Origin of the sequence: Litorimonas cladophorae (assembly GCF_014652455.1) — a bacterium.
In the GTDB taxonomy this organism is placed as follows: Bacteria; Pseudomonadota; Alphaproteobacteria; order Caulobacterales; family Maricaulaceae; genus Litorimonas; species Litorimonas cladophorae.
Genome location: NZ_BMYV01000001.1, coordinates 1104807 through 1120283 on the forward strand (window position 1 = coordinate 1104807; position 15477 = coordinate 1120283).

Annotated in this window: 18 protein-coding genes and 1 tRNA gene; 3 read left to right on the forward strand and 16 right to left on the reverse strand. The window is 52.1% G+C overall.

All coding sequences use genetic code 11. The features are described from left to right. Window position 1: 1 nt before the first annotated feature. A complete protein-coding gene (locus IE073_RS05230) occupies window positions 2-1186 on the reverse strand; it encodes a DNA cytosine methyltransferase (protein WP_189582229.1) in 1185 nt (394 codons plus the stop codon). 461 nt (window positions 1187-1647) lie between these two features. Here IE073_RS05230 and IE073_RS05235 point away from each other — a divergent pair, with 461 nt between their 5' ends. Next, window positions 1648-1833, forward strand: coding sequence for a hypothetical protein (locus IE073_RS05235; RefSeq protein ID WP_189582232.1), 186 nt, complete (start codon window positions 1648-1650; stop codon window positions 1831-1833). 105 nt (window positions 1834-1938) lie between these two features. On the opposite strand, the gene IE073_RS05240 is transcribed toward IE073_RS05235, so the two are convergent. From IE073_RS05240 to IE073_RS05255, 4 genes are all read right to left on the reverse strand, one after another. After that, complete coding sequence (locus IE073_RS05240) at window positions 1939-2250, reverse strand: protein-tyrosine phosphatase family protein (protein ID WP_189582235.1); 312 nt, start codon at window positions 2248-2250, stop codon at window positions 1939-1941. Continuing rightward, the gene (locus tag IE073_RS05245) at window positions 2222-2422 is read right to left on the reverse strand and encodes a hypothetical protein (protein ID WP_189582238.1); all 201 of its coding nucleotides are present in this window, start codon (window positions 2420-2422) and stop codon (window positions 2222-2224) included. The genes IE073_RS05240 and IE073_RS05245 overlap by 29 nt, the downstream gene beginning before the upstream one ends. Before the next feature lie 165 nt (window positions 2423-2587). After that, complete coding sequence (locus IE073_RS05250; protein WP_189582242.1) at window positions 2588-3970, reverse strand: site-specific integrase; 1383 nt, start codon at window positions 3968-3970, stop codon at window positions 2588-2590. A 176-nt stretch (window positions 3971-4146) separates the two neighbouring features. Beyond that, window positions 4147-4233: transfer RNA gene (locus IE073_RS05255), tRNA-Leu, on the reverse strand. A 221-nt stretch (window positions 4234-4454) separates the two neighbouring features. Here IE073_RS05255 and IE073_RS05260 point away from each other — a divergent pair. Beyond that, window positions 4455-4928, forward strand: a complete 474-nt coding sequence (locus IE073_RS05260; protein ID WP_189582245.1) for a hypothetical protein — start codon at window positions 4455-4457, stop codon at window positions 4926-4928. After that, window positions 4910-5587: a lipoyl(octanoyl) transferase LipB gene (gene lipB, locus IE073_RS05265; RefSeq protein ID WP_189583837.1), complete on the forward strand. Its 678-nt coding sequence runs from the start codon at window positions 4910-4912 to the stop codon at window positions 5585-5587. The genes IE073_RS05260 and lipB overlap by 19 nt, the downstream gene beginning before the upstream one ends. An 89-nt stretch (window positions 5588-5676) precedes the next feature. Here lipB and IE073_RS05270 read toward each other — a convergent pair whose 3' ends face one another. The 11 genes from IE073_RS05270 to IE073_RS05320 all read right to left on the reverse strand — a co-directional run bounded on the left by IE073_RS05270 (window position 5677) and on the right by IE073_RS05320 (window position 15434). Next, a complete protein-coding gene (locus tag IE073_RS05270; RefSeq protein WP_189582248.1) occupies window positions 5677-6219 on the reverse strand; it encodes a DUF805 domain-containing protein in 543 nt (180 codons plus the stop codon). A 73-nt stretch (window positions 6220-6292) separates the two neighbouring features. Then, window positions 6293-6811, reverse strand: a complete 519-nt coding sequence (locus tag IE073_RS05275; protein WP_189582251.1) for a DUF805 domain-containing protein — start codon at window positions 6809-6811, stop codon at window positions 6293-6295. Between the two features lie 79 nt (window positions 6812-6890). Next, window positions 6891-8771 (reverse strand): monovalent cation:proton antiporter-2 (CPA2) family protein, encoded by a 1881-nt coding sequence (locus IE073_RS05280; RefSeq protein ID WP_189582254.1) that lies wholly within the window; start codon window positions 8769-8771, stop codon window positions 6891-6893. A gap of 26 nt (window positions 8772-8797) precedes the next feature. Continuing rightward, window positions 8798-9211 (reverse strand): OsmC family protein, encoded by a 414-nt coding sequence (locus IE073_RS05285; protein WP_189582257.1) that lies wholly within the window; start codon window positions 9209-9211, stop codon window positions 8798-8800. After that, complete coding sequence (locus tag IE073_RS05290) at window positions 9211-9927, reverse strand: ATP12 family chaperone protein (RefSeq protein ID WP_189582260.1); 717 nt, start codon at window positions 9925-9927, stop codon at window positions 9211-9213. The genes IE073_RS05285 and IE073_RS05290 overlap by 1 nt, the downstream gene beginning before the upstream one ends. After that, complete coding sequence (locus tag IE073_RS05295) at window positions 9924-10913, reverse strand: RluA family pseudouridine synthase (protein ID WP_189582262.1); 990 nt, start codon at window positions 10911-10913, stop codon at window positions 9924-9926. Before IE073_RS05295 ends, IE073_RS05290 begins: the two co-directional genes overlap by 4 nt. Continuing rightward, on the reverse strand, window positions 10910-11290 hold the full coding sequence (locus IE073_RS05300; RefSeq protein WP_189582265.1) for a fluoride efflux transporter FluC: 381 nt from the start codon (window positions 11288-11290) through the stop codon (window positions 10910-10912). Before IE073_RS05300 ends, IE073_RS05295 begins: the two co-directional genes overlap by 4 nt. A 111-nt stretch (window positions 11291-11401) precedes the next feature. Beyond that, window positions 11402-12808 carry a Do family serine endopeptidase gene (locus IE073_RS05305; protein ID WP_189582268.1) on the reverse strand — a complete coding sequence of 469 codons (1407 nt, stop codon included), beginning with the start codon at window positions 12806-12808 and terminating at the stop codon, window positions 11402-11404. 112 nt (window positions 12809-12920) lie between these two features. After that, the gene (locus tag IE073_RS05310; protein WP_189582271.1) at window positions 12921-14078 is read right to left on the reverse strand and encodes a hypothetical protein; all 1158 of its coding nucleotides are present in this window, start codon (window positions 14076-14078) and stop codon (window positions 12921-12923) included. A 16-nt stretch (window positions 14079-14094) separates the two neighbouring features. After that, window positions 14095-15069, reverse strand: coding sequence for a M56 family metallopeptidase (locus IE073_RS05315; RefSeq protein WP_189582274.1), 975 nt, complete (start codon window positions 15067-15069; stop codon window positions 14095-14097). Continuing rightward, window positions 15066-15434 (reverse strand): BlaI/MecI/CopY family transcriptional regulator, encoded by a 369-nt coding sequence (locus IE073_RS05320; RefSeq protein ID WP_189582277.1) that lies wholly within the window; start codon window positions 15432-15434, stop codon window positions 15066-15068. The genes IE073_RS05315 and IE073_RS05320 overlap by 4 nt, the downstream gene beginning before the upstream one ends. Window positions 15435-15477: the final 43 nt, after the last annotated feature.

Below are 15477 nucleotides of genomic sequence, written 5' to 3' on the forward strand. Positions count from 1 at the left end.
TTTAGGTATTTGCCTCAGCTAATGCAGTGCTGACGCTTGAAGTCACAGCCGCGCCCAATTTAACAGGGACTGCGTTGCCGAGTTGGCGCATAGCCTCCGACCATGTTCCAGAGATTTCAAAATTGTCAGGAAAGGTTTGCAAACGTGCACTTTCACGAACAGTAAAATAACGAACCTTACCATTTGCATACCTAAGCATATTCTCACCACCAGGAACGCCGTGAACTCCCGCCTTAAGAGCCTTGGCAGGTAAGTCGAGCGGTGAGCCAGTATGGCCAGGATAACTGCGAGCGCCTTTTTGTAGCTTATGGTTCAAGATACTGGAGTGCGCTTTCTGTGTTGGATTAGGCAAATCATTCAAAGCCTCTCTGACAGTTTGCCAAGCGGCTAAAGAATTGGGTTCGAGGTCACGCTCACGCATACGCTCTACTGACTTAGAAATTTGAGGGGACAGTGCGAGCTGTCCCTTAGCAAGGCCGTGTCGCTCTTCATATGCACCGCTCGCAATATCAACCAATAACGCATGCTTACTGTGTGTCGCGTGAGGGAAGTGCCAATTTATTCCTAGGTCGGCTCTGAACCCCACAAAGAAAACCCTGTGTCTTTGCTGCGGCACACCATAGTCGGCTGCGTTTAATACTTGTGTCACAACGCGGTAATCATCGGCATTATCAGAATGACCCGTATGGTGGCTTTGAAGCCTGGCAAGATGCTCCGCCCAATCTTCACCCTCTTTGGCAGTCAGTTGCGGATGACGCATCTGGAGTGTGATGTATTCAAAATAGGGCTGAAATGATTCACGTGTTAGACCTCTGACATTCTCAAAAATAAATGCCTTAGGTCTCGTCTGCCGTACTGCCCGCACTGCCTCTGGAAACATATCACGGTTATCAGCGTGCGCTTGGTGTTTTCCCCCCATCGAAAATGGCTGACAAGGCGGCCCTCCTGTAACGAGGTCAACATTACCTTCAAACTCGCTAAAATCTTCTTCCCTAACATCACGGCCAATCTTTTTGGGCCAAGCTTTCAGCGTTCCATCTGCACCGTCACGATTGAGAGCGATTGTATTGCGACAATCTTTATTCCACTCGACGACTGCGACAGGGTCAACGCCCGACTGTTTAGCCCCAAGGCCAAGTCCAGCAGCGCCAGCAAAAAGCTCAATTGATGTAAGGCGATTGGCCATGTTTTTCTCCCAATTGTAAAAGACTGCGATTTGACCCTTTTGACAAGGTTTGATTTCTCACAATCCCACAAATTTTACTGTGAACAAATATAGAACATTTATCAACCAAATTTGCGTCAAAACCAGTGCCAGACGAAAGTATTTTCTCATAAATTACAGTTGTAACCCGAGATAATGCGTAGGCCTCATGCAAGGTGTCACCCCCATTTTTCCTAAGCATAGCAAGGAATAACGCCAAAACGGTGACACCAGGCCTCTTGGCAGTGGTGTCACGAAAAACGATGTGCAGACAATGCGTTAGCATGGGGATGACACCACCCCCTTTTATCTTGCCTTCCGCGCCTTCCACCCGCGCCCTGCCTCCATCGCACCTATCGCGCAACTTCTAGAAGTCCCGCAAACTTCGAACTTCCACCAGCTTTTCGAATGATATTTTCTAATCAAAATGCTATAGTTTGGGCATGACAAAAACAGCTACACCCCGCCTGCTTTCATTTTCCGACCTCACACATGCCCGCCGAATAGCGGCCCAACTTGTTGAAACTTTGGGTGATGAATACTGGCCAGCTTTTGACTGCCTCGACCGCGAGTTGGAGAGCCGTCGCGGGCGTGAAAACCGCCTCCAAAACGCACTCTCGGCAAACTAAACTCTTACGGATAGAACCGCACGGCGGGACTGCTGGAGCCGCCCACACGAGTGCAGGCAGGCGCGCCGTGCTTGCCGCGATAGCGGCAAAAGAACACTATGAATTTTATTGCTTCATGTAGTTTAAAATGAATTCTCGTTGCTCCACAGTATCAGGAACAGTCACGCCACGAGCATCACTTACGCTCTTGATTGCTTCCGCAGCATCCATTCCTAGCTCTTGTAATATGCAGCACGATAACAAACCCGCTCGACCAATTCCCGCGCGGCAATGTATTGCTAAACTCGCTTCATTTTTCAAAAGCTCCGCTGATTTAAGTGCTAACTGTTTAAGTAAATTCAGATCAGGCAAGCCGCGATCACGTATCGGAAGTCGAGTAAAACCAATGTTAGCTTTGGCGCAAAAAAAACTCTTCATCCAATAGGTTTAGCTCATCTATTTCATCACTTCGCAGCAAAGAAACAACATCAGTAAGCCCCACCGTTTTATAGTGTGCAATATCATCCTCCAGCCATTCCCCTGATGGTTTTGGCATAATAAAGAGGCATCCAGCAGGACAGTTTGCGATTAAGTATAGTGATGGTTTCATAGGTCTCTTGCTGTAGTTTGATTTAGTAAGGCGCGTCGGGCGGTTACCCTCAACCGCTACTGGGTGGACGATTTTACGACCCAAGTTGTCACCGATATTGCTTGATTACTGGCGCGCTTGCGTAAGTTAACTACCTTTACCCTAAGGCGAAAGGGAATTCGCAGATTATGCACTAGCAACAAAAGGAAAGCCCGCGAGTAGCTCTGGTGTGACGGGATGGGTTATCTTTTGCAGCTCGTCTCTGCGGTACCTTAGCGAGCCTCCATCGCCGTAATAAGGGCGTGGGTTTCGGTGTCCCATGAGGGTGCAGCGCAAGCCGTAGTCCAGCCCTGCCTCCAACATTCTCTTCTCAAAGCTGTGCCGAAAGCTGTAAATGCGGTGGTTAGAACTCGGCAAAAGGCCGCGCGATTTGAACGCCTTTTGCAGCGTTTGCGAAAGTAAATAGCCGCGATCTCGGTAGTGTGGGAAGCCGTCGCGGGCGTGTTTCATAGCCTCTAGGCTTATGCCTAAAAGCGGAATTTCTCGAATTGATGCCTCTGATTTCAGTTGCCTTTCAGCCGTTGAACGGATGCGAATATGCGGCACTTCATCGTCCAGACGGATGTTTTCTGGCAAGATATTCGCCAGTTCGCTGGGCCTGCACCCTGTCTCGATTAGGGCCAAACAAAGCAAAGCGGCCTCGCGTTTTAGCCCTTCAAAGACATTCGGTTTCATGATGCTTTCGCGCACAAAGCTATTCGTAAACGGTTTCACTTGCTTCATCTTCTTGGCCGAAAAGCGCAAATTTCGGAACGGGTTTTGGCGGTCTTCCTCGCCCACATGTTCAAAATACATTCGGTAAAGCTTGCGCAGATTGCCCAAGTCTCTATTGGCGCTGCTTCCGCTTAACGGCTTTGCCCCGTTCTTGGGATACACCTTGTCAGCCCAAAATTTATAGACCTTGCGTCCGTGCTCGCGGTCAATCTTGCGCATATCGACGTCGCCATTGAGCTTCACAAAGTTAGCCACGGCGCGCCGCTTTACCTTCTCGTATGTGGCGCGTTGCTCTGGCGATTTCCCCGCGACCTCGTCCAAGGCAATCTCGGTTAAGTATATTTCGAGTGCTTTGGTAATCGTCACTTTATCGGGTTTCACCGTGCCAATCAGCACGGGTGCGGCGCGCTCTATATCTACTCTCTGGCGGGTCTGTAGCGCCTCTAGGTGCAATAAACGATATGCCAGCTCTTCATAGTTGTGAGGTTCTGTTAGCTCTTCTACGGGCTTGTAGGTGAAGCCCATCGCGCTTGCATCCTGACGGGCTTGGCGCAGGGAGCGGTCAACACTGGGGCGCGTGAAAGTGGATGGATTCAGCTTGTGCCATTTGGCGTTGTCGGCCTCTACGCACATATCACGGCGCTTCCGAGCCAGACTCACACTATCAGTTTCAAGCGAGCGCGAAATAATCGTCTGGCCCATTTGACTAGCTACAAGGTTTGGAACGCGGCGGACATAGTACCAGACCTCCCCGCGAAGTTTTAGGTATTGGTTAGGGCGGCGTATCGTTTTCATGGGCGTTCTCCCGATGGCCGCACCTCTTGGGGTTAGAGGTTAGGTGCACTCATTTGTGGTACAGATTGTGTACCAATTTGTGCATCAGGACACGAAAACAAGTAAAAGTAGTTACAAGTTTCCACAGGAAACCTAAACAATTACAAGGACTTACGTGTCCATTGTCAGAAGAAATTTGGTGCGGCCGAGAAGACTCGAACTTCCACGGGTGTTACCCCACAGCGACCTCAACGCTGCGCGTCTACCAATTCCGCCACGGCCGCACATTAAGGTTGGCGCGCAATAGACAGCCCCGCACCAAATGTGAAGCGAAAAATACCAAGACACTGCAAACTGTTTAGATCACCCCAAATCGCGAGCTCTGTGCACCTTTGGCGATGGGCTGCCGGATAGCGGCTCTGTCAACATCCATCCGGAAATTCATCCTATGTCGCCCGTAAAATTCGGCTTATACACGGTCCCAACACAAACTTGGAGCTGTCCCATGAAAGCGCTATTTCTGATCCCTGCCCTATGCGGCACGTTACTCCTGGCAGCGTGCAGTGAGACCACGACACTCGAAGCAGAAGGTCCGGCCGCCGTTAAGGCGAAAGCCGAGAAGATACAGGCCAAGGCGGCGAATGAAGTGTCGACGAAAGACGTGGGTGAGCTGATCGATTATTTCGGAGACGAGGCTGAAGAAATCACCGTCGTCTTGAAAAAGGTCGTCGATGGCCCGACAGCTGAGGCCGCTATCGCAGACGTCCGCGCAACAATTCCACGTCTAAACGCAACGCTCGAAGCCTTCCAAAATCAGGATATGTCCGACATGAAGGCGAGCATTGCGATGCTAAAGAAGATGCCTGCCATGTTAGAAAAGCAAAGCCAGTTGATCACAGAAGTGAAGCGAATTTCGGAAATCCCAGAGGCGCGTGCCGTATTGGAAAAAGAATTCGATGAATTGGACCTCTTCAAATAACCAATTCGATTTACAGCTCCGACCCCGTTGTTTGGGAGGTCGCGTCAGACCGTGTCCCTTACCCATTTGCACATGAGCGTATGCAAACCCGCGCCGCTGCGATTGCGGCGGGGGACGCGGATGAACTGGTTTGGCTGCTTGAGCATCCACCGCTTTATACAGCTGGGACATCCGCCAACCCCGCGGACCTTGTAGCTCCTGATCGGTTTGAGGTTCACAAGATTGGCCGTGGCGGGCAATACACCTATCACGGGCCTGGACAACGCGTCGGCTACGCCATGCTGGACCTGCGCAAACGGGGGCGCGATGTGTCTGCATTTGTACGCGGTTTAGAGCAATGGATTATCGACGCATTGGCGGAGTTTGATGTATCCGCAGAGCGGCGGTGCGGGCGCGTCGGTGTTTGGATTGTCAGACCTGACGGGCGCGAAGAGAAAATCGCAGCGATCGGCGTTCGTTTGAAAAAATGGGTGAGCTTTCATGGGATCAGTATTAATCTGAACCCTGACCTCTCGCATTTTGACGGAATCGTGCCCTGCGGCATTCGCGAACATGGCGTGGCGAGTCTGGCGTCTTTGGGGCGTGACGTGTCGATGGAAGAATTGGACGTTGCGCTAAAATCCAGCTTTGAGCGTATTTTCAGCCCAACAAAATCCTAGGCCAAGCTGATAAAGCTGATCACAAATTTTTCCGCAAAAAAAGGCCCACCGAATGGCGGGCCTTTCGCAATCATTTTTCAAAGTGCGACCTAGGAGTCGCCCGTTGTCGCTGGACCGAATTGGTTGTCATGCGCATCTGATTTGTTGAACATATTGATCAAGAAGGCAGCTATACCTGTCGCAACAAGACTAGCAATAGCGCTAGGGATAGCAGCTTGCTTTGCGAGAGCGGGGCCAAACTCGTCGGTGATCTCTTTGGTGATCTCCATAATCTCTCCAAAGCCTGTAGCACCTGCCATACGGGCTTCCATCGCGAGCTTCATTTCAGCTTCGGCGGCACCTGGCATCACCGCGCCAAGGATCATTGAAATAACGATCACGATTACAAGCCACAGCAGGAACCAAACGATACTCATCCAACCTGATTTTCCTGCATCATGGCTACGCTTGATCAGTAAGAAGAAAGACGGAATAATTAGTAAAAACGATACGTAGCCCAAAAGCTGAGATATTTGAAAACTGAACAAGCCAGTCAAAGATATAATTGCACTGATGGCGGCAAGGACCATCATGCCTTTCATGAAGGCGGCGGGACCAATACGGCCCGATGGTGAAAATAGTAGGTTACCCATAAGAATCTCTCCCTCTTATTGTTTAGCAATAAGAGATTGACGTAATCTTACAAAAAAGCAAGAAAAATCGAACCTATTTCGATATTGGGGCGCCGTAGCGATTTGTATCTGCATCGGGTTTTGCGAGCCCTAACCAGAGCGTGAATCCCGCTAAAAGCGCCACAATTGTGAAGCTCAAGATGGCTTCACCTTGCTTTTGTCGCGGTCCAAATTCGGCGTTAAGGCGTTCTACGACTTCTGGGGGTGGCGGATTATCCTGAGTATATTCGCTAAAGGCGGCAAAATATTCGGCTCCACCATATACGAGCATGACAATGATCATGGCTGCGAGCATCGCGCAAATGAGGCCAGTGACGGGCCAAAGTGTCCGACCAATGTCGTGCAGGCGTTTACCATAAACACTATAGGCGATCTGCAAAATCACAAATGGAAAGGCCAATACGGCAAAGAAACCCGCCATAGAACCGCCCAGCGCATTAATCAGTAAACCATAACCGCTGAAAATCACGACAAGCCCGACTATACCGATCAGATAATCTCGGCGTCCGATACGTCCACTGGGGGAAAACAGAAGTTTGATTAAATTTGGCATAGTCGCGGTTTACCGCCCAATTCGCGCGGCGCAAGCCCTACGACCTGTATCGACCCGCTCCGCGACGAAAATGCCGCGGTTAACCCCCTGTATCTTGAGCCGCGTCTTGCGTTTTATTGAGCGTATCCATGAGCAATGCACGGTGCCTGTCAGAGCGCTCTGCCAGAGCCGCGATATCGTCGCGCATTTCGTAGGTCTCCTCCGCCATCTTAAAATCCAAGGCCAGGAAATCTTTGGCCAGACGCGCGGAACGGATATCATCGAAATCCAAGAGCGTTAGAGCCTTCTCGCCCATCGCCAGCGCCCCACGAATTGTTTCTCGTTCAACGTAATCAACCTCTTCGGCCAACAGATCGAAAAGATGCGTTCGACCCCGCGCGCGTGCGAGAATTTTAAGATGCGGAAAGCTATGCTTGATCGCCTTCACCGCCGTCGTCACGGCCTCGCGGTCATCCATCGCGACAACCACAATTCGCGCGTCATCGGCGCCGGCGATGCGCAGGAGGTCCATATCCGTCCCGTCACCATAGTAAACCCTGTGACCAAATTGCTTTAGAAATTCAATGTGGTCGCCGTCTTTATCGATAATGGTTGTTCCGATATTTTGGGTCTGTAGCAAGCGACCGACGATCTGACCGACCCGCCCGAACCCTAAAATCAGCACAGGGTTTTGATGGTTCTGCGGCCCCTCACCTGTCGTGGCCGCTGTGCGCAATCGCGGCGCGATCAATTTGTCATAAGCCAGCACAAGGATCGGCGTCAGCGCCATGGAGATCGCAACGACAGCATTGAGGAAACCGCCTGTTTCAGGACGCAGAACACCCTCGGAAATCGCAAACTGGAACAAAACGAACCCGAACTCCCCTGCCTGACAGAGAAGCACCGCGAAAAGGATCCTAGGCGACAAATCCAATTTAAATATTGTGCCGATTGCGAATAAAATCGCAAATTTCAGAATGAGCAAGCCGCTCACAACGCCCAAAATTTCCAACGGATATTGGGCAAGCGTTTCGAAGTTTAAACTCATACCCACGCTGATGAAAAACAGCCCAAGTAGCAAGGCTTTGAAGGGTTCAATGTCGGATTCTAACTGATGGCGATATTCACTATCGGCTAAGACGACTCCTGCGATAAAGGCCCCTAAAGCTGAGGACAGGCCCAGCCAATTCATCAGCAGTGCGGCGCCAACCACCAGCAGCAAAGCAATCGCGGTAAAGGTTTCGCGGACCTTTGAACGTGCAATCAAGCGAAATACGGGTCGCAACAGCAGCCGCCCAGAAAGGACCATCCCGCCAAACACCGCGAAAATGGCGACAGGTAACCACATACCCTCGGGCTTTGGAATGCCGCCAGACACAGCCCCATGGTCGGACGCCCCGCCATGATCGCCTGCATAACTCGGAACCTGTGACGCCTCTTGTCCAAGGTCGACCCCTGCCCCCCAAACCGCGAGAAGCGGCAGCGCCGCGATCATCGCAATGACAATAACATCTTGGAACAAAAGAACCGAAAACCCGGATCTTCCCTCAGGGTGCCCCATAATTGATCGGTCTTGCATGATTTGAATGGCAATCGCGGTGGAAGACAATGCTAAGGCCATGCCGATCACAATGGCTTCAGCCGTAGGTACATCGAGGGCTATTGCGATCGCTGTAATCGCGACAACTGTCGCAAAGACTTGGATGCCCCCCAGCCCTAACAGGCGCGTTCGCATCTCCCATAACGCCTTAGGCTGGAGTTCTAAACCGATGAGGAACAGCATCATCACGACGCCAAATTCAGAAAAATGCAGGATGGTCTCAGGTTCTGCGATCAAGCCCAGAACGTGAGGTCCGATCAATACACCCGCGATAAGATACCCAATCACTGACCCTAATCCGGTCAGTTTGGAAATCGGAACCAGAACGCAAGCGGCAGCTAAAAAAACGAAAACGGAAAATAAAAGATCAGTACCCATCATATTCTCCGATTATGGTATGCGATCGCTCAGACTTCGCCCAGCGTCGTTTCAATGATGTTCCCATGTTCCATGATTTTGTGAACTGGGCATTTATTGGCGATTTCGACCAAACGGCTTCGCGCATCCGCGTCTAAATCACCTCTTACAAACAGCACCCGCTTAAAGACGTTGTGCGTTTCGTTATCGGTCGTTTTGCGCAAGCTATGTGTGACTGTGACGGAGATATTCTCAACGTCCCATTTTTTACGTCCCGCATACATGCGCAAGGTGATAGCGGTGCAACTGCCCAAAGAGGCGCAAAGATATTCAAACGGTGAAGGTCCTAAATCGGCGCTGCCATAACTCAGCGGTTCATCCGCATATAATTTATGCCGACCATTTTCGACATCCAGCGTGTATTTTCCACCAGGACGTTCTGTGACTGTTACAGGTGAAGCCATTATAAGATCTCCAAAATTCCGCCCAAGGCTATTGTTTCGGCCCGCAGCGCATTCGTGATGTCGGCTTGCTGTTCATCTTCGCCCCAGAGTTCAATCTGATAATCGGCGTCGACGCGTGAAATATCGAATGCGGCCTCAGCAGATAGCACCCCCTTGAGAACCGCTAAGGATAAGACGACCGACCCGTAAACCGCGATCAAATGCACAAAGAGCGTCAGTCGCACATCATCAAGCTGTCGTGCGAATGCCTCGACAGCGTCCAAACTCCCCTCAGGTTGATCGATAGCTTGCAAAGCGTCAGTTACATTTAGGGTTATGCCCTGCGCTGCCGCCCAATCCTGCCAAACGTCCCACGCCGCGCTTTGGCGTTCCTTAAGAATACGAGGGTTTGGAGCGCGGTAACTAATTAGGTCTGTCGCCGCATATCGCCGCGCTTCGGCGAACAAATCTTCACGTCGGCTTGGCGTTTGTTCGGTGGCCACGTTGAATAAACGGGTCAGTGGCATCAGGCTCGGATTGATACGTTCGTCTTGGGCTTCCCACTCCCCAGCCACACGCTGCGCCAAGGTCTTCGTTGGGAAAGTCAGAAGAAGTTTACCGGGCGTCCGAATTTGCCGTCCATCCAGCAACACCCGCCAAGCAATCGCATCATCTTCGACAATTTTGTCGACGGTGACAGACTCGTAAAAACGCTTATTCAGTCGGCCCTTGCTCACATCAAGTCTTCCCAGTCGACAACGTCATTGCTGGGATCAAACCCGAGCGTCATGAAAGCGTTCTTCATATGTGGAGGCATTTCAGCCGTGAATTTAAGCGGGGGCTTCCCTTCACGCGGAAGCTCTAAAGAGCGTGCATGAAGATGAAGGCGATGTGCCAAGCCGCCTGGTGCGGGTCGATCGGTCAAATATCGCGGGTCACCAGCAATTGGTGCGCCAAGGAGCTGCATATGCAAACGCAATTGATGGGTTCGCCCCGTCAAGGGCATCATGGCGACCCAAGCGGCCTTTTGCCCAGCTTGGCTGCGCACGTCATAAAGTGTCCGCGCATGTTTTGCGCCCTCGTGACCGTGACGCACAGCCATCATGACCTCTTTGCCTTCGTTCACATTGCCAAAGCGATTGTCCAAACGGCCTTTGGCCATATAACCTTTAATCTCGCCTGAGATCGGACGCGGCACACCATTGGTAATGCCCCAGTAGATTTTTTCGGCGCGACGGCTTTGAAACGCCCGCCCCGCCCATTTGGCCGCCGCCGCCGTTTTGGCAATGACAAGAACGCCAGACGTGTCGCGATCAAGACGATGGACCAAGCGACAGCCTTCGCCCAAGGCGGGCAACATGCCATCAACGTGACGGGCCGTCTTTGTACCGCCCTGCACAGCCAAGCCAGCAGGCTTGTTCAACGCAATTAGCTCCTCATCCTCGTAAATGACAAGCGAGCGGATTAGTTCTGCGTCAGCAGCAGGGATGGGTGGCGGACCTTCCATATCCGATGGATCAGGCAGCGGCGGCACGCGCACAATTTGACCGCCCTCAATCCGCACATTGCCTTTTGCACGTTTGCCATCCAGACGAATTTCGCCCTTTCGCAACAGCTTTTCGACTTTCCCATGCGGGATATGTGGAAACTGACGTCTGAACCAACGATCAAGTCGTCCGCCCGCATCATGATCTGGAATCGTAATTTTCTGAACGCCGCTCATGCCGTCCCCCGCATTAGAATTAAGCCGAGTGCAACGGCGAGGATAGATAAGAGGACAGACGCGCTAACATATCCAATAAACGGCCCATAAGCCTTCATTTCGATCATGCGCATCGCCTCCAATGAAAAGGCTGAAAACGTTGTAAATCCACCTAGAATGCCGACACCCGCAAACAGACGTATGGTATCTGCATGATCCGGCGTGTCGCGAATGAGCCAACCCACAAGAAGGCCCATTAGCAACCCACCCAAAACGTTACAGAACAAGGTCCCGACCGGAAAGCCCGCACCAAACCAACGCGATGCCGCAAGGCCAATACCGTGTCTGGCACTGGCACCCAAGGCGCCGCCCAACGCAACTGTCAAAAATGAACTCATGAGCGCGTCCTACCCGCGGGGCGGCGCTAGGCCAACCTAAAAGGGGCCCCAATGTCGGCGCTGCGCAGTGTTCACCTTGGCGTCAGCGCCCTCACGTGGCGAGAGCCCCTTTTAATCTTGCGGTGGCAAATAGCGGATGGGCAGCGCGCCAATACGACCATCACGGTCAACTTGGACGTCCCAAACTGTGTCAAAAGGCTCAGATTTCAACAGGGATTCAAGCTGCCGCGTCGAAGATATATCGCTGTCATTGACGTTCAGAATAAAGTCCCCCGGACGGAGACGATTATAATTTGCCGCCGACCCACGACGGACCTTCAACACCATGACGCCCGACAAATAGGGATCAAAGCCCAGCTCTTCGCCCAAGGCAGGGCTCATATTGACGACCACTGCACCGTTAAACGGATGCACGCCTTCCAGCGCCCGTTCGTCGCGCTTTGGAGATTCTTGCGGTGTATCCACACGGACGCGCGCGACACGATTGGCCCCATTACGCACATATTCAACACGCGTAACTTCATCCCGTCGCAGTGTCGCAAGCTTAAACCGCAAACCACTGTCGTCATTGATATCGGTTCCGCCAACAGACAAGATAACGTCGCCTTTATCTAAGCCTGCTTTTTCAGCCGGACCGCCGATCAAGATCTCGTTGATCACCGCGCCGCGTGCACGGTCCAGCCCCAAGGCGGCCGCCATGGTCGCATCGACACTATTCGTACGTGCGCCAATCCAAGGGCGCACTATTCGACCTTCAGAGAGGGCCGAGTCGATCGCCCGTTCAACAAGCTCAGACGGAATGGCGAAACCAATCCCATTTGATCCACCTGAGCGTGAAAAAATGGCGGTATTCACGCCAATCAACTCACCCTTGAGATTGACCAAAGCGCCCCCGGAATTGCCAGGATTAACGGCTGCATCGGTTTGAATAGCGCTGGAAATATCAGATACATTTGTTCGACCCAGCGCCGAAATTATGCCCGACGTCACGGTCTGACCCACGCCAAAGGGATTGCCGATAGCCAGAACGATATCGCCAATTTCTGGCTCGGTTTCGCCACCCACAAGCAAAGTTGGCATTTGCTCACCCTGTGTATCAATCCGCAAAACGGCGAGATCGGTTTCTTCGTCTTGCGCGATAACTTTCGCTTCAAATTCGCGACGGTCATTTAAGACGACCTTCAGCTCATCCGCGCCTTTGACGACATGGGCGTTCGTCACAATAATGCCGTTGCTGCGAACGATTACACCCGAGCCCAGGGAGTTTTCAACGCGGCTACGCGGGGCGCGCTGCATCCCAAACATCTGATCAAAAAAGGACGACCGACCACGAGTTTGCACAGTTCGAGACGTGAAAATATTGACCACCGCTGGCGCGGCTTGTTTGACAACGGGCGAATAGGACAGCTGAACTTCGACTTGGGAACTTGGAACGACTCGCGTGACCTGATCTGCCGACGCGGATGGCGATGTCAGAAGCGCCGTTGCGGCAAGAAGAGAGGGCAATAATTTTTTCATGCACACAACATAGGAGCACCCGCCCCGGGGTTCAAAGGGGCGGGCGCAGAATCTTGACCTATTGTAATCACATCCAGCGATGACAGGACCAAGTTCGGATTCTCAGTTTTAACTATTCCGTTTCGTCAGTTGAGGAGAAGACAAAGGACGAACGAACAGAGACGTTCGAACGTTCACATTTGGCCTGCGCCGACTCGCCCCGATCAGTTTGATTGTGATAGCGATAGTCCCTGTTCAATCGATCAAGAATGGCGATACAATTTTCAACCTTTTGCGCAGCGGTTGCCGCCGGATTATTGCGACGGAATTCCGCCTGTAAGGCACCTGCTTTCATGCGGCGCGCTTTGGCTTTGCGGGTTCGAATATCGACAGAACTGTCGGCCATCAGCGCTTCAATTTCGGCGTCTACATCCTCGTAAAATTCGGGGGCTGGACCGAAGCTAAACGCGTCAACTGACGACCCGGATATAATTGTGTCGTTTAGAACAGCTCCATCCTTACGGTCTAAAATAAACCGTCGCACATCGCCGTTTTCACCAAACTTAAGCTCATCAATCCATTCAAAGCCGCCATCCTCATCCGAGAGGCGGCCCGTCATTGCGCCCCGGATAAATTCCTGAATTTTCGCACGACTGTCACCGTCAAGGGTGCCACCGTCGCCGGCAACGTCTATCGTTTTATTCCCCACAATGATTTTGACATTTTCGGGAAAGTCAGGACTTTCGAATTCACCGTTTTTGAGGATAATGCGGCTGACGCCTTTTAATTCGCTCAGCCCTTCCAAGCTGCTGAGAGCGCTTAATCCCTCTAACCCTTTTAGCCCCTCTAAGGCTTTCAGTCCTTCCAGAGACTTTAGACTGTCCAATCCGTCTAAATCGATGTTGGGAATGTCAACGGTTTGACCGTCTTCATAGGTCAGCTGGTAGGACCCGTCCTCTTTCATCTCCAAGTCAACTTGCTGGCGCTCGCCGCCTTCAAGAATGCGATAGGCCTTCTTCTCTCCGTCTTCATCGATGATTTCGTAGCTTTGACCTTTCATCGCCTCACCGTCGATATGTATATCGAAGCCCATAATTTTGTCTGGGTGGTCAGCCGCTATTGTGATCGGCGCGGTGAGCATTGCCACCGCCCCGATCAGGCCCAAGGCCATCGCTCGGCTCCGCTTGGTCACAGGTCTGGCACGACCCAATGTTTCCAAGCGATCGGCGATAGGATGAGCCATGCCCAATGTCAGGGGATCAGACACCCCGAAGTTCAGCCAATTTTTCATTCTTCGTCTCCTTTAGTCATATTTCGTCTCCATTCGAAATTTCAGTGTCGGCACCGGCCTGTGTGTCCGCCAAGGATAAAGCCAATTGGCCAAGTTTGCCGCTATTTCCAGTCGTTTGGCGGGCCGCTTTAACCAATGTCTCGGCATAGGAATGGGTCGTGGCTTGCCCAGTCACTTTGACCACATAGGCATCACATGCGGCTTCTTGATCGGCGCGCAATCGGTGAGACGCGAAATGAACCAAGGGGTTCGGCCAATTCACCGCACGAAACATCAGGACCCCGCAGGCCACCCATAAATCTTTGCGCTTTAAATGCGACAATTCATGGATCAGCGCGAAGTTACGTTGCTGCGGGTTGAAATCAGTCTCAAAACTTTTGGGCAGGACCACCACGGGATTGAATACACCCGTGATCAGCGGTCCAACATTCTGATGAGAGATGCGCACGTCTGGGGATTTTGAAAGCGATACGCGCGTTGCTGCCGACTTTACTTCTGCGAGAAGCGCAGCACTGGTGACGTCACTATTGGCGAATAAACGCAATTTGAACTGCCGCTGCTGATAAAGCTGATAGCCCAACCACAGCACCGCCACACTTGCCCAGAGGCCCAAGATTACCATCAAGATCGAAACATCACTCCCCTGAAAGGCTGACCCCTGAAAAACTGAGGCATCCGATAAGAAGGGCGTCAGATCCTCTGGACGGGATTGACCGACCGTTCTAGGTAAGCCCGCTGCCAAATCAACCGCCGCCGCAGGCTGGGCAGCTGGACGAAACGCAGCCGGCACCCAGCTTTCAGGGATAGCCAAAACAGGTAGGCACATTCGAATGAGCGGCAGGCTCCACAAAGCATAGGTCGCATTGGCCCCAAACCAACGTGCAAAGGGCCGACGGATCAGAAGGATGCCAAAGATCAAAAGGCTCACGACCAGCCCCGTCTCGACGAGCCAGCGAACAAAGGGTTCGGTGTCTGACAGGGCGCTGATCATTTTTTCAGCTTTTCCAAAAGCGCTTCGATTTCGGCAATATCTTCATCCGTTAGACCGTTACCTTCGGCCAAATGCGCAACCAATGGCGCGGCGCGGCCGCCAAATAAACGTTCCGCAAATTTGCGGGTTGCGGGGCCAGCGTAACTGTCCCGACTGATGGCGGGCGTGTAGAGGAAACGTCGTCCATCCAGTTCCGTTGACAAAGCGCCCTTCTCAACCAAACGCGATAACAGCGTTTTCACGGTTCGATCGGACCAATCTTTCTTGGTCGCCAATCGCGTCGCAACTTCAGACGCACCCAGCGGCGATTCGCGCCAGAGGACATTCATCACGTCCAGTTCAGATTGGCTAATCTTTGCTTTCACTACGGATCCTTAGATATCGACTGGATTATCGATTACACATGTA